This window comes from Mycobacterium paraterrae, from assembly GCF_022430545.2.
Lineage (GTDB): Bacteria > Actinomycetota > Actinomycetes > Mycobacteriales > Mycobacteriaceae > Mycobacterium > Mycobacterium paraterrae.
The window spans coordinates 2,818,854-2,832,753 of the sequence record NZ_CP092488.2; the positions used below are offsets into that span (position 1 = coordinate 2,818,854).

The 13,900-nt window shown below is 68.0% G+C and carries 15 protein-coding genes; 13 read left to right on the forward strand and 2 right to left on the reverse strand.

Annotated elements, in window-relative coordinates; translation table 11 throughout:
- Nucleotides 1-30 precede the first annotated feature (30 nt).
- The 9 genes from MKK62_RS13465 to MKK62_RS13505 all read left to right on the forward strand — a co-directional run bounded on the left by MKK62_RS13465 (nucleotide 31) and on the right by MKK62_RS13505 (nucleotide 8,897).
- A complete protein-coding gene (locus tag MKK62_RS13465) occupies nucleotides 31-1,692 on the forward strand; it encodes a bifunctional uroporphyrinogen-III C-methyltransferase/uroporphyrinogen-III synthase (RefSeq protein ID WP_240260587.1) in 1,662 nt (553 codons plus the stop codon).
- A gap of 79 nt (nucleotides 1,693-1,771) precedes the next feature.
- Nucleotides 1,772-2,749 (forward strand): porphobilinogen synthase, encoded by a 978-nt coding sequence (hemB, locus tag MKK62_RS13470; protein WP_240260585.1) that lies wholly within the window; start codon nucleotides 1,772-1,774, stop codon nucleotides 2,747-2,749.
- Nucleotides 2,746-3,198, forward strand: a complete 453-nt coding sequence (locus MKK62_RS13475; protein WP_240260583.1) for a hypothetical protein — start codon at nucleotides 2,746-2,748, stop codon at nucleotides 3,196-3,198. The genes hemB and MKK62_RS13475 overlap by 4 nt, the downstream gene beginning before the upstream one ends.
- A gap of 83 nt (nucleotides 3,199-3,281) precedes the next feature.
- Complete coding sequence (locus MKK62_RS13480; RefSeq protein WP_240260581.1) at nucleotides 3,282-3,578, forward strand: WXG100 family type VII secretion target; 297 nt, start codon at nucleotides 3,282-3,284, stop codon at nucleotides 3,576-3,578.
- Nucleotides 3,575-5,350 carry an alpha/beta hydrolase gene (locus MKK62_RS13485; RefSeq protein WP_240260579.1) on the forward strand — a complete coding sequence of 592 codons (1,776 nt, stop codon included), beginning with the start codon at nucleotides 3,575-3,577 and terminating at the stop codon, nucleotides 5,348-5,350. The genes MKK62_RS13480 and MKK62_RS13485 overlap by 4 nt, the downstream gene beginning before the upstream one ends.
- A gap of 1 nt (nucleotide 5,351) precedes the next feature.
- Complete coding sequence (locus tag MKK62_RS13490) at nucleotides 5,352-5,936, forward strand: LppA family lipoprotein (protein WP_240260577.1); 585 nt, start codon at nucleotides 5,352-5,354, stop codon at nucleotides 5,934-5,936.
- 56 nt (nucleotides 5,937-5,992) lie between these two features.
- On the forward strand, nucleotides 5,993-6,535 hold the full coding sequence (mce1N, locus tag MKK62_RS13495; protein ID WP_240264161.1) for a transport-regulating membrane protein Mce1N: 543 nt from the start codon (nucleotides 5,993-5,995) through the stop codon (nucleotides 6,533-6,535).
- Nucleotides 6,532-6,786, forward strand: a complete 255-nt coding sequence (locus MKK62_RS13500; RefSeq protein WP_240260575.1) for a hypothetical protein — start codon at nucleotides 6,532-6,534, stop codon at nucleotides 6,784-6,786. The genes mce1N and MKK62_RS13500 overlap by 4 nt, the downstream gene beginning before the upstream one ends.
- Complete coding sequence (locus MKK62_RS13505) at nucleotides 6,783-8,897, forward strand: heavy metal translocating P-type ATPase (protein WP_240260573.1); 2,115 nt, start codon at nucleotides 6,783-6,785, stop codon at nucleotides 8,895-8,897. Before MKK62_RS13500 ends, MKK62_RS13505 begins: the two co-directional genes overlap by 4 nt.
- Before the next feature lie 5 nt (nucleotides 8,898-8,902).
- Here the strand turns inward: MKK62_RS13505 and MKK62_RS13510 are convergent, their stop codons facing one another.
- A complete protein-coding gene (locus tag MKK62_RS13510; RefSeq protein ID WP_240264160.1) occupies nucleotides 8,903-9,772 on the reverse strand; it encodes an alpha/beta hydrolase in 870 nt (289 codons plus the stop codon).
- Between the two features lie 95 nt (nucleotides 9,773-9,867).
- On the opposite strand from MKK62_RS13510, the gene MKK62_RS13515 reads away from it, so the two are divergent.
- Genes MKK62_RS13515 through MKK62_RS13530 form a run of 4 tightly spaced genes read left to right on the forward strand, consistent with a single transcriptional unit; the run spans nucleotide 9,868 to nucleotide 13,446 of the window.
- Nucleotides 9,868-10,563 (forward strand): DUF5642 family protein, encoded by a 696-nt coding sequence (locus MKK62_RS13515; RefSeq protein WP_240260572.1) that lies wholly within the window; start codon nucleotides 9,868-9,870, stop codon nucleotides 10,561-10,563.
- A gap of 48 nt (nucleotides 10,564-10,611) precedes the next feature.
- Nucleotides 10,612-11,475: an oxygenase MpaB family protein gene (locus MKK62_RS13520; protein WP_240260570.1), complete on the forward strand. Its 864-nt coding sequence runs from the start codon at nucleotides 10,612-10,614 to the stop codon at nucleotides 11,473-11,475.
- Entirely contained in the window at nucleotides 11,462-12,055 is a 594-nt protein-coding gene (locus MKK62_RS13525; protein ID WP_240260568.1) for a TetR/AcrR family transcriptional regulator, read from the forward strand. The genes MKK62_RS13520 and MKK62_RS13525 overlap by 14 nt, the downstream gene beginning before the upstream one ends.
- 38 nt (nucleotides 12,056-12,093) lie before the next feature.
- On the forward strand, nucleotides 12,094-13,446 hold the full coding sequence (locus tag MKK62_RS13530; protein WP_240260566.1) for an amino acid permease: 1,353 nt from the start codon (nucleotides 12,094-12,096) through the stop codon (nucleotides 13,444-13,446).
- On the opposite strand, the gene MKK62_RS13535 is transcribed toward MKK62_RS13530, so the two are convergent.
- The gene (locus tag MKK62_RS13535) at nucleotides 13,443-13,838 is read right to left on the reverse strand and encodes a nitroreductase family deazaflavin-dependent oxidoreductase (protein WP_240260564.1); all 396 of its coding nucleotides are present in this window, start codon (nucleotides 13,836-13,838) and stop codon (nucleotides 13,443-13,445) included. The genes MKK62_RS13530 and MKK62_RS13535 overlap by 4 nt on opposite strands.
- Nucleotides 13,839-13,900: the final 62 nt, after the last annotated feature.

Genomic DNA, 13,900 nt, shown 5'->3' on the forward strand with positions numbered 1-13,900 from the left:
CGCCAACGAGGTAGGTAGGTAGGAGCGACGATGACGACGCGAGGGCGCAAGCCGAGGCCCGGCCGCATCATGTTCGTGGGTTTGGGTCCAGGCGACCCGGCCCTGCTGACCACGCGGGCCGCGGCGGTGCTGGCCAATGCCCCCCTGGTGTTCATTGATCCCGACGTGCCCGAGGCGGTACTGGCGTTGATCGGCAAGGATCTGCCGCCAGTCTCCGGGCCTGCGCCGGCTGAACCGGCTGCGCAGTCGGGCAACGACGACACCGCGGGTGCCGACGCCGGCGACCAACCCCCCGCCGTGGTGTCGGTTGGGCCTGACGTGCGGCCGGCCCTGGGCGACCCCGCCGAGGTGGCCAAGACGCTGGTCGCCGAGGCGCGCACCGGCGCCGACGTGGTCCGGCTCGTCTCGGGCGACCCGCTGTCGGTGGACTCGGTGATCACCGAAGTCAACACCGTGGCGCGCAGCCACCTGCACTTCGAGATCGTGCCGGGCCTGGCCGCCAGCGACGCGGTGCCGACCTACGCCGGTCTGCCGCTGGGCTCCTCACACACCGTCGCCGACGTCCGCGGGGACGTCGACTGGGGCGCGCTGGCCGCGGGACCTGGCCCGCTGATCCTGCAGGCCACGTCGTCGCATGTCGCCGATGCGGCGCGCACGCTGATCGAGTACGGCCTGGCCGACACCACGCCCTGCGTGGTCACGTCGTCGGGCACCACGTGCCAGCAGCGCTCGGTGGAGTCGACGCTGGGCGGGCTGACCGATTCGACGCTGCTGCTCGCACCGGACGGCGCCGCGCCGTCACCGGTGATCGTCACGATCGGCAAGACCGTCGCCAATCGCGCCAAGCTGAACTGGTGGGAGAGCCGCGCGCTGTACGGCTGGACCGTGCTGGTGCCGCGCACCAAGGACCAGGCCGGCGAGATGAGCGAGCGGTTGACCGCGCACGGCGCATTGCCGATCGAGGTGCCGACCATCGCCGTCGAGCCGCCGCGCAGCCCCGCGCAGATGGAGCGTGCGGTCAAGGGCTTGGTCGACGGTCGCTACCAGTGGGTGGTGTTCACCTCGACCAACGCGGTGCGCGCGGTGTGGGAGAAGTTCGGCGAGTTCGGTCTGGACGCCCGCGCATTCTCCGGTGTGAAGATCGCCTGCGTCGGCGAATCGACCGCCGACCGGGTCCGAGCGTTCGGGATCAGCCCAGAGCTGGTGCCCTCCGGCGAGCAGTCGTCGTTGGGCCTGCTCGACGAATTCCCGGACTACGACAGCATTTTCGACCCGGTGAACCGGGTGCTGCTGCCGCGTGCCGACATCGCTACCGAGACGCTGGCCGAGGGCCTGCGCGAACGCGGCTGGGAGATCGAAGACGTCACCGCTTACCGGACCGTGCGGGCCGCCCCGCCGCCGGCGGCCACCCGCGAAATGATCAAGACCGGTGGCTTCGATGCGGTGTGCTTCACCTCCAGCTCGACGGTGCGCAACCTGGTCGGCATCGCCGGCAAGCCGCACGCCCGCACGATCGTCGCCTGTATCGGGCCGAAAACCGCTGAGACGGCAGCCGAATTCGGCTTGCGCGTCGACGTGCAGCCCGAGACCGCGGCGGTCGGTCCGCTGATCGAGGCCTTGGCCGAGCATGCCGCGCGACTGCGCGCCGAGGGTGCGCTGCCGCCGCCGCGTAAGAAGAGCCGCAGGCGATGACCTGTCGCACGTTGAGTCTGCGCCCACGGCGTAAAAGTGCGAGCAACGCCCGCCCTGGACGCAGAGTCAACGTAGGGGAATGAGCATGCGGCAGCGTCCGCGTCGGCTCCGGTCGACCCCGGCGATGCGCCGGCTGGTCGCGCAAACCTCGCTCGAGCCAAGGCATTTGGTGCTGCCGATGTTCGTCGCCGACGGCATCGACGAGCCGGCTCCCGTCGCGTCGATGCCGGGCGTCTACCAACACACCCGCGACTCGCTGCGTAAAGCCGCCGCCGAAGCGGTGAGCGCAGGGGTGGGCGGGCTGATGCTGTTCGGCGTTCCGCGGGCCGAAGACAAAGACGCTGTCGGGTCGGCAGGATCGGACCCCGACGGGATCCTCAACGTGGCACTGCGAGACCTTGCCAACGACCTCGGCGACTCGACCGTGCTGATGGCCGACACCTGCCTGGACGAATTCACCGATCACGGCCACTGCGGCGTGCTCGACGAACGCGGTCGCGTCGACAACGACACCACCTTGAAGCGCTACGTGGAACTGGCTGTGGCACAGGCTGATTCGGGGGCACACGTGGTGGGGCCGAGCGGCATGATGGACGGCCAGGTGGCGGCCATCCGCGATGGCCTGGATGCCGCCGGGCATGCCGACGTGATCATCCTGGCCTACGCGGCCAAATTCGCGTCGGCGTTCTATGGCCCCTTCCGAGACGCGGTGAGCTCCAGCCTGATCGGCGACCGGCGCACCTATCAACAGGAGCCGGGCAACGCCCGCGAAGCGCTGCGCGAAGTCCAACTCGACCTCGACGAGGGTGCCGACATCGTGATGGTGAAACCCGCGATGAGCTACCTCGACGTGGTGGCCGCGGCCGCCGCGATCTCGCCCGTTCCCGTCGCCGCGTACCAAGTGTCGGGGGAGTACGCGATGATCGCGGCAGCGGCCGCGAACGGCTGGATCGATGAGCGTGCGGCCGCGCTCGAATCGTTGACCAGCATCCGCCGTGCCGGCGCCGATATCGTGCTCACCTACTGGGCCGCGAGCGCGGCCGACTGGTTGTCGTGACGGGTCCCGTCGGACCGGGTTGGGGTCAACAGCCCCCGGTCAATCCCGAGGCGCCGAACCGGCCGGTCGACGTCGATACCGGCTTCTGGTTGTGGCTGGTCGCCGTCCCGCTGATGGTGATCGGTTACGCCGCCGACCTCGTCGGCTCGTCGGACGGCCAGCGCGCCACGCCGCTGCTCGTTGCGTCCGGGCTCTTCACCGCGGTGCTGTGCGCTATCGTCGTGACCTTCCTGATCCTGATGCGGGCCGGATACCGTTGGGCCCGTACGACATTGACGGGCGGGGCGATCGCTACCGTCGTCTACGTCGGTACCCGCCTGTTCAGCGCCACGTGGCCGCCCGTCTATGCGGTCGTATGTGGCGCGGCCGGCATCACCGGGTCGGTGCTGATCGCAGGCGGCATGTTCTTGTTGCATCGCAGCGATGCGCACAACTACTTCACCAGGTGAGCGCCAAAAAAGGGTGAAGTGTCAGGCCTCGCGGTGCGATATACGATTTCGGCCAGTTAGTCGAGTCGACATCGGGGGTCGCTGTGGACAACCTCAGGATCAAGCCTGAAGAGGTCTTTCACGCCGCGACGGTCGGTCGTGACCACCACGAAGAACTGGCGGGCACCTACGCCTCGACCCAGTCGCAGGGATGGGATGCCGAGTCCGGGTGGGTCGGCTCCTCGGGCGCGGCGCTGTCGGGTCTGCTCGACCGGTGGCAGTCGCATGCCGGCGACCACCACCGGATGCTCAATGACCACCACGACGGACTCGACGCCGCGGCGACGGCCTTCAGCGAGATGGACAAAGACGCCAGTCAGCGGTTGAAACTCGGCCGATGACGCTGTCGCTAGCCGACATCGAGGCATGGGATGACGCCGCGATCGAGCAGGTGTTCTTGGCGGCGACGCTTCGTGCCGAGGGCGCGGAGACCACCGGTAACACCGTCGGAGACCTGCTCACGTTCGTCGATTGGCACGGCGAGACGGCCGAGGCCGCCCGCGAGTCAGCCAATCGAATCAAGGTCACGCTGGCCGACCACGCGGAAGACTGCAAGCGGGTGGCCACCGCGGCGCACAAGGCGTCCGCGGAAGTCGCCGACCTGAAATACCGGCTGTCGACGATCAAAGCCGAAGCCAACGCGGCGCAACTCAGCATCAACGAGCAGACCGGCGCGGTCACCTCCAAGGCCACGGTCATGACGGTGCAAATGAAGAAGCAGCAGGACGCGGTCAAAGCCGACGTCGAGAGCCGGATCCGGCAACTGATCGCTGACGCCGACGGCGTCGACCGCGACCTGGCGACCGCCATCAAAGCCGCCGACGGCGCCGCAGCCGCGCCGGCGCCAACCGCTCCCAAGCCGAATCTGCCGAAGGCGCCGGACAATTCGGCGAAGCCGACCGACGTCAAGAAGTGGTGGGACGGCCTGACGCCGCAACAGCAATCCGATTACCTGGCCAACGACCCAGGCGCGCTCGACCGCGACGGGATCCCGACCGCAGTCCGTGACGCCGGTAACCGCATCCGGCTGCCACACGAACTCGGCGTCGCCAAACAGACGCTGGACCGGGCACACGACGACGCCATACATTCCACGGGCAGCACCGGATTCGCCAACGCCGAAGCGCTCGCCAAGGCGCAAACCCGCTACAACGACCTGCAGGCCATCCAGAGCGTGCTGTACCCGACGAACTCGAACGGGACGCCGCGAGCCATCGACCCCGCCGACCGTCGCAGCCTCATCATGCTCGACACGAAATCCAACGAGAATCACGTCTTCGCCGCCATCGGTGTCGGCGACGTCGACAACGCCACGCATCTCGGGGTCACCACCGGCGGGGTCGGCACCAACGCGACCAGCCTGCCCGGCATGGTCGACGAGGCCACCAACCTGCGTCACACCACGACGCAAATCCTGCAGCAGTCAGGCAATCTCAACCCGAACTCGGTGGCCACCGTCGCCTGGGTGGGTTACGAACCACCCGCGTCGATGACCGACCTCAGCGTCGCCAGCGACGCGGGGGCCAAGGCGGCGGCGCCGCACCTAAACAGCTTCTGGCAGGGGCTGGCGGCGACAAGCGAAAATCCGTCACAGCAGATCACCGCGTTCGGACACTCCTACGGATCGCTGGTCACCAGCCTGGCGCTGCAACAGGGGGACAGCCACGTCCACGACGTCGTCTTCTACGGCTCGCCCGGGCTGGAGCTCAACAGCGTCGGCGATCTGCATTTGGCGCCAGGCGGGCACGCGTTCTTCGAGGAGGCGGCACGCGATCCGATCGCCCTGATACAAAAGGCCCCGGAGTACGGGCAGGCACTGCTTCCCGCGCTCGCCGTGCCTCCGCTGGCGCCGTTCGGCGTGCTGGGCCTGATCGACGTGCTCGGCGGCAGCGGCGTCAACGACCAGTGGTTCGGCAACACTCCCAACCAGGTCGCCGGCATCGTCCCGCTGTCGACGTCGGCCGGCGTCGACCCGATTCTGGGCATCGATCGAGCCGCGGCCGAGGTGCACGCCGACTATCCCCGCGCCGTCGACGGGACGTTGCGGATGTCGGGATACAACTTGGCCGCCGTGTTGTCCGGGGTGCCGCATGCGGCCAAGACGGGCAAGTGAGATGACGTCGCGGCGGTGGTGCGCCGGGATCGCCGTCGCCGGTGCGGCCGCCCTCGCGGGCTGCCACTACGACCCGTACCCGTGGCCCCGGCCGGGTCAGCCGTCCGCCACGCCGCTGGAAAACCAACTCAGTCAACGTGATTCGCTGCAGGACGCTGCCAACGACTTGATCGCGGTCGCCAAGGAGATCCGCGAAGCGGTGCAGCGGGTCTACCCGGGGGCCCAGTGGTCGGCCGTGACCCACGGCGGCCAAGCCGGCTGCGACCCGCCGTTCACCTTCCTCACCGGGACGGTGTACCAGCTACCGCACTACAGCACCCCCGCGCCGACGTCGCCCGCCGATCGCGAGGCCGTCGTCGCCGCCGCGGCGGATGTGCTGCGCGCCCGCCACGCCGACAACATCGACGAGGCGAAGGGTCAGTCGGTGAGCGGGCAGCTGCCGCGCGATCACGGTCTCCCGCGGCTCACCATTGGCACCCCGGCTGCGCCGGCCCGTCCGCTGATCACCGTCGAGGGCCAGACCGGCTGCCATCACACCGCGCCCGGCCCGGGCCCCTGGGACACCGCACCGACGCCGACGCCGTAGACGCCTGACAGTCACGACCCCAGGTGGTTCGCCGCCCGCTGGTCGGACAGGGGATGATGGATGGCGTGACTGCCGGTACGGACACCGACGCGGCGCCGATCTTTCGCGAGGTCGGCGCCACCTGGTACTGGGTGCTGGCCGGTCCCATCTCGGCCGGGATCATGTTGTGGATCGAGAAGTCCAACGGCAACGGCTGGCAAGTCTCGGTCCCGCTGTTCTTCTTGGTCGTGGTCTCGAGTTTCATTGCGCTGCAAGTCAAAGCGGCCCGGATCCACACCTCGGTGGTGCTGACCCCGCAGACGCTGCGTCAGGGCACCGAGACCATCAAGGTGTCCGAAATCGTGAAGGTGTACCCCGAACCCGAAAGCCCGCTGGCGGCGCAGAAAGACCTGGAGCGGTGGCAGTCGGCGCGTGCGCTCGGCGAGTTGGTCGGGGTGCCCAAGGGTCGGACGGGCATCGGCCTGCGGCTCACCGGCGGACGGACCGCGCAGGCATGGGCGCGGCGTCACCGCCACCTGCGCAACGCGCTGACCCCGCTGGTCGAGGAACGGGTCGGGCCCACCGAGGTTCCGGACGACGACGAGGGTTCAGGCTGGTGACGGGACGAGTGCGTGCGGTTATCGAGCTGCTGCTGGCCTGCGCCGCGGCAGTCGGCTGCGCGGCCAGTTGGTCGACGGTGCGGGCCACCATCCTGGTGGCACCCGTCATCAAGGATCAGCCCGCGACCACGTCCGTGGTCTACGACCCGTCGATGCTGCTGCTCACCCTGCTGTTGGCGGCCGCCGCCGGAATGCTGGCGGTGGTCGGCGTCGCGCGGCTGCGACGAACCAGCCGTGCCGCGGCGCCATGACCGTCACCGATCTCGACCTGCGCGGCATGAGCTGCGGGTCGTGTGCCGCGCGCATCGAGGGTGCACTGAACGGGATAGACGGTGTGCGGGCGGCCGTGAACTTTGCGCTCGAGCGCGCCCACGTCCAACACGAGCCCGCGGTGTCGGCCACAGACTTGATTCGCGTGGTGGAGTCGACGGGGTATCAGGCGTCAGTGGTGGTCGACCCGTTCGGGCCGGCCGATGACGCCCCGAACGACGAGCTGCGTCGGCGGCTGATCGGGTCGACGCTGCTGGCACTGCCGGTCGTCGCGGTGTCGATGGTGATGCCGTGGCACTTTGTCGGCTGGCAGTGGCTGTCCCTGGCGCTGACCACCCTGGTGGTGGCGTGGGGCGGCTACCCGTTCCACCGCGCCGCGCTGGCCGGCCTTCGGCATCGCACCTCGACGATGGACACGTTGGTGTCGCTGGGCACGCTCGCGGCCTACCTCTGGTCGGCGACGGCGGTGCTGCGCGGAGTGGGCCCGGTGTACTTCGAGGTCGCGGCGGCGGTCACCGTCTTCCTGTTGGCGGGCCGCTACGCCGAGGTACGCGCCAAGCGCGCGTCCGGGGCGGCGCTGCGCTCGTTGGTGAGTCTGGCGGCCAAGGACGCCGTCGTGTCGCGCGACGGAGAAGAGGTGCCGGTGCCGGTATCGCAGCTCCAGGTGGGCGACGTCGTCGTGGTGCGGCCGGGGGAGCGGGTCGCTACCGACGGCGTGATCATCGACGGCGCAACGGCTTTGGACACCTCGGCGATGACCGGCGAACCGGTCCCTGTGGACGTGGCTGTCGGTGACATCGTCGTCGGCGGCTCACTCAACACCTACGGGCGGCTGCTGGTGCGCGCCACCAGGGTGGGCGCCGACACCCAGTTGGCCCGGATGGCCAGGCTGGTCAGTGAGGCCCAGAACAGCAAGGCCCCCGTCCAGCGGATGGCCGACCGGGTCGCCGCGATCTTCGTGCCCGCCGTGCTGGTGATCGCCGCGGTGACGATGGCCGGCTGGCTGCTCACCGGGCAGCCGGCCGCGTCGGCGTTCACCGCGGCCGTCGAGGTGCTGATCATCGCCTGCCCCTGCGCGCTCGGACTGGCCACCCCGACCGCGATCCTGGTCGGCACCGGCCGTGGTGCCCAGCTCGGCATCCTGATCAAGGATCCCACGCTGCTGGAAACCGTCGACGGCGTCGACACGGTCGTCTTCGACAAGACCGGAACCCTGACCACCGGCGCGATGACTGTCCAGGACGTCGAGGTCCAGCCGGGCGAAGATGCCGACCTGGTGTTAGCTCGCGCCGCGGCGGTCGAGTCGGCCTCAGAACACCCCGTGGCGGCGGCGATCGTGGCGGCAGCCCGTCTGCGCGGGCTTGAGTTGGGCAGCGGCCCAGCCGATTTCGTGAACCATCCCGGCACGGGAGTCGTCGGCGTGGTCGACGGTGTCGAGGTGGCGGTCTCGCGGGCCGGCTCGCTGGCCGGCGTCGAGCTGCTGGCCCCGGCCCGGCAGACGGCGGTTCAGGTGACCTGGGGCGGACAGGTCCGTGGGGTGATTACGCTCGCCGACGAGGTCAAGCCCGACAGCGCCACGGCGATCGCGGAATTGCTCGCCATGGGCATCACGCCGATGCTGCTGACCGGCGACAGCCCTGCGGTGGCCCGACGTGTCGCCGAGCAGGTGGGCATCAGCGCCGACAACGTGATCGCCGGCGTGCTGCCGACCGAAAAGTCCGACGCCATCGAGCATTTGCAGGCCAGTGGCAGAACCGTCGCGATGGTCGGTGACGGCGTCAACGATTCGGTGGCGCTCGCCGTCGCCGATATCGGTATGGCGATGGGCAGCGGCGCTGACGCCGCGATCGACGCGGGCGATCTGACGCTGATCCGCACTGAAGTGCACACCGTCCCGACCGCGCTGCGGCTGTCGGCGCGCACGTTGCGGACGATCCGAATGAACCTCTTTTGGGCATTCGCCTACAACGTGGCGGCTATCCCGCTGGCGGCGCTGGGCTGGCTGAACCCGATGATCGCCGGCGCGGCGATGGCCTGCTCGTCATTGCTGGTGGTGACAAACAGTCTGCGGCTCAAGCGGTTTGACGGCTAGCCCCGTCAGGATGCCAGCCAGGCCAGCTCGCCGGGCAGTTCCTGACGCCAGTACGCCTCGTCGTGGCCTCCCGGAGTGAACCCACCCGCGGGCGGGACCCGGAGTTGCCCGATGAACTGGTGGGTGGCCGGCGCGAAGCGGTCGTCGTTGCCGCAGTCGATCCGCAGCGGAATCGACGCCAGCGCAGGCAATCCGAACACCGTGTTGCGTGTCCAGTCGTCGTAGCTGTCGAAGGCGCCAAGCGTGCTGGCCGTGTAGGACTGATAGAGCGCCGGGCTGACCGCGCAGATCCCGGCGGTGCGCGCCGCACCCAGTCGGGCGCCCAGTAGCAGCGCCCCATACCCGCCCATCGACCAGCCGATGAAACCCACCCGGGTGATGTCGAGACTCATCGTCGACAGCATCGGGATCAGCTCGTTGAGCACCATCGAGCCCGCGTCCTCGCCGCCAGCCCGTCGGTGCCAGTACGTGTCGCCGCCGTCGACAGCGACCACCGCGAAGGGCGGGTGCCCCACCTTCACCAGATCCGCCAGCGTCTGCTCGACTCCGAAGCTCATCACCTGCTTGGCGCTTCCACGCACGCCGTGCAGGGCGATCACCGGACGCAGCGGACCGACGATTCCGGGCGGTCGCGCAATGATGTAGTTCGTCACAACGCCCCCGCGCGCCGCCGACACGAAGGAACCGGACACCTTGGTCGGCAACGGGGTTGGCGCGGCGGCGGGGGGATCCGCGGGTCCGGGTGGCGCGGCGGGTTGAACCGGGCCCGGGTCGGCTGGCCCGAGAGTGGGATCCGCTAGAGCCGTGACCGCCCAGGCGCCCGCTGCGCCGGCGAAGGCCCGAGCCCCCAGGCGCAGAGCGGCACGGCGGCTCATCGAATCCACCAGCGAATCGTGCCAAGGCAACTGACGCTCGACGGCAACGGTCTGACAACATTCCGACAACAACGCCCGGTTGCTAGGGTCGGGTAATGCTTTCCGTTGCCGGCGCAAGCCGGATAGGTGCCGCATTTCTCATCGTCGTGACAGCGTGCGGCGGACTGGCCGGATGCGCTTCCAAAGACAAGTCCGCGACGCAGAGCCCCTCGTCTACCACGACGTCAGAGGCGCCGGGCGGCTTCGACATATCCCGGATCGACCAAGTCGGACTTGCACTCCCGCCGGAGATGGAGGCCGTCCCGATCCCGCACACCACGGTGAACGAGGAAGAAGCCAAAAAGCTGGCTGGTATGCGTAAAGACTTCAGCTACGACCCGCCTCAGTGCGGGGCGTTGCTGTCGAAATCGTCGCATCTCGTCGCGGGTAGCCAGATCCAAGGCGTCTCGGTCCGCAAGCCCCAGGAGATCGTGATCCTGGCCGTGGAATCGCCGGCAGCGGTCGCGGATCCCCCCGACGTTGCCGGCTGCAATCGCGTCTCCTTCAGCGTCCCCGGAGAAGTGAAGGGCACTGCCGAACGCATCCCCGGGCCACCTATTGCCGGACTCAAGACCACCGGCACCAAGACCCATGCGGACCTGACCACCCCGCAGGGCCCGAAGACGGTCGACGAGACGACCTTTCGCGCCGAGCTCAGCGGCCGGGTGGAAATCGCGGTCGGGGGCAGGGGCGACCCCGCTCCTCTCGTTGATCTGCTGAACAAGGCGGTGGTGGCCGTCCGCGGCCACTGACCGAGTCCGCACTTGGTACAAAGTGCAAAATATGTAACACTGTCTCCCATGACCGAGTTGCGCGAGTCGTCCGACGTTGATGCCACCGCCGACGCGCTGCCGTTGGGGCCCCAATCGCTGGTCTGGCGGTACTTCGGCGACAACCGGATGTTCCTGATCGGACCGCGGCCTGCGGTGCTGCAGAACATGCTGGCCGAGCTGGGGCAGGGCGTGCTCGACCATTCGGTGTTCTTCAGCGATACCTCGGCGCGCATCAAACGCTCGTTGCCTCCGATCTTCAGGACGGTCTACGGCTCTGACGAGGACAACGCCGGCCGGCAGGTGCGCGACTTCCATCATCAGATCAAGGGCGAAATGCCTAGCGGCGAGCGCTATCACGCGCTGGACCCCGACACTTACTTCTGGGCGCATGCCACCTTCGTCGAGCAGGTGCTCTACTTCGCCGACACCTTTGTCAAACGGCTGACGCAGGCGGAGAAAGAACAGATCTACCTCGAGTCGAAGACGTGGTATCGCCGCTACGGCGTCAGCGAGCGGCCTATGCCCGCCAACTATCAAGAGTTCGAGAAGTATTGGGACCACATGATGAACGAGGTCATGATCGCCCACCCGACCGCGAAATACGGTGTGGGATACGTGACCAAAGGATTCCCGCGACCCAAGGGCGTATCGCCATTTGTCTGGCGGTTGGTGTCTCCGGTGTTCAACCCGATCGCTGCCTTCCTCACCACCGGCGGGATGCCGCCGCGGGGCCGGGAACTGCTCGGGTTGCCGTGGACCGAGCGCCAGGAGCGCCGCTATCAGCGGTTCGCCGCGGCATGGCGGTCACGGCCGGTGAATTGGCTGTGGGACCATCTGCCAATGCGTGTGCGCTACAACGGTTTTGCGCGCGGTGGTTATGCCCGGGGCTGACGCGGCCACCAACGCCATTCTCGACGCCGCCGTCGCCGAGTTCCAGCAGCACGGCTTTCGCCGGGTCGCACTGGACGACGTCGCCCGCCGGGCCGGGGTCAGCCGGACCACGATCTACCGGCGTTTCGCGAACCGCGACGAGTTGGTCTCCGCGGTCATCGACCGCGAGAACGCGGTGCTGTTCGCCAACATCGCCGATGAGCTGAAAAGCCGACGGCGACAATCGAATTACTACGTCGAGGCGTTCACGCTCTCGATGGTGCGGTTCCGTCAGCACCGGGTGTTGACCCGGATGCTCGCCGACGAGCCCGGCCTGATGATCGAGCTGGCTCACCAACACTGGGGCGCCGCGGTCGAGCGGATGTCGGCCGCACTGCGGATCATCTTTCCCGACGGATTCGCAGAACGAATCGGCGCGGCTGCCGTCGACGAACTCGCCGACACCATCCTGCGCTACGCGGCCATGCTGTTGTTGCTGCCGGCCCGTCAGCCGATCGTCGACGAAGACGATATTCGCGCGTTCGCCACCGCGCACTTTCTGCCCAGCCTGCCCGCCGCACTGCGCGCGGTACCGGTGTAATCGAGCGCGCTCCGGCGGCCGGGTGTTAGCGTCCCGACATGCCGGAGAGCACCACACCGCAACTCAGCCAAGGGCTCTCGCAGCGTCAACTGATGATGATCGCGATCGGCGGGATCATCGGCGCCGGCTTCTTCGTCGGCTCGGGTGTGGTCATCGGTAAAGCCGGACCCGCGGCTGTCCTCACCTACGCGCTGTGCGGCGTGTTGATCATTCTGGTGATGCGGATGCTTGGAGAGATGGCCGCCGCGAACCCATCGACAGGCTCGTTCGCCGAATACGCCCGCGAAGCGCTCGGCGGTTGGGCGGGGTTCTCGGTCGGCTGGCTGTACTGGTACTACTGGGTGATCGTCGTCGGCTTCGAAGCGGTCGCCGGGGCGAAGGTCATCACCTACTGGTTTCACGCGCCACTATGGCTGCTGTCGCTGCTGCTGATGACGTTGATGACGGCGACAAATCTATTCTCGGTGTCGTCCTACGGTGAATTCGAATTCTGGTTTGCGGGAATCAAAGTCGCCAGCATCGTGGTGTTCCTGCTACTCGGCACGATGTATGTCTTGGGGCTGTGGCCGCACCGGCACGCCGACTTCTCCAACCTGCACGCCCACGGCGGGTTCTTTCCGAACGGATTGCACGGCGCCTTCGGCGCCGTTGTGACGGTCATCTTCTCGATGGTCGGCGCGGAGATCGCGACCATCGCCGCAGCCGAGACCCCCGACCCGGAGAAGGCCGTCCAGCGCGCCACCAACGCGGTGGCCGCGCGCATCGCGATCTTCTTCGTCGGATCGGTCTTCCTGCTCACCGTCGTCATGCCGTGGAATGCCGTGCAACCGGGTGCCTCGCCGTTCGTCGGTGCGCTGAAGCAGATGGGAATCCCTGGCGCCGACCATGTGATGAATGCGGTCGTGCTCACCGCGGTGCTGTCGTGCCTAAACTCCGGTCTCTACAGCGCATCGCGAGTGTTGTTCGTGCTCGCCGGTCGACGCGAGGCGCCGGCCCGGATGTTGAACGTCAGCGACCGCAGCGTGCCGTACCTCGCGATCGTCGCCTCGTCGGTGGTGGGCTTTTTGTGTGTGATCATGGCCGCTGTCGCGCCGAACACCGTGTTCCAGTTTCTGCTGAACTCGTCGGGTGCGATCGTGCTGCTGGTCTATCTCCTGATTGCGTTGTCGCAGATCGTGTTACGACGCCGGACGCCGCCGGAGAAGTTACCCGTCAAGATGTGGTGGTTCCCCGCGCTGTCGATCCTGACCGTTGCCGGCATCGTCGCTGTGCTGGTGCAGATGGCATTCGACGCGAGCGCCCGCGTGCAGTTCTGGTTGAGTCTGCTGTCCTGGGCCGTCACGGTGGCGTTGTACTTCGCCACCAAACGTGTTGCGGCGCGGCGTGATTAGCCGGCCTTGGTCAGCAGGACCGCTTGCTCGAACGGCAACCGGGCGAAGACTCGGTGCGCGGCGCCGGCGACGTGAGCCGCTGCCTCCTCCTTGGTGACGATCTGCGGGTTGCTGACGCTGAACGTCTTGCCGTGGCGTCGCATCTTGCCGCCGCCGGCCGCGTTCAGGTTCTTCAGCCAGTCGCGATCCGGGCCGTAGGTCAGCAGGATGGCCACGCCGGGTTTTCCGTCGACTTCGGCGTTGAACACCGTCAACGGCGTGCGGTATGGCTTGCCGGAGCGCCGGCCGACGTGCTCGAGGATGCCGAACGACGGGGCCCAACCGGCCCAGATCCGCTGAATGGGGTTGGTCACGTGCCGGTTGAACCGGGCGAGCCGCTGCGGTAGTTGCATACCGCTATCCAACCCCCGCGGCAGCGTCGACCTCAACCCCTCGAAATTCGACCCAACCACGT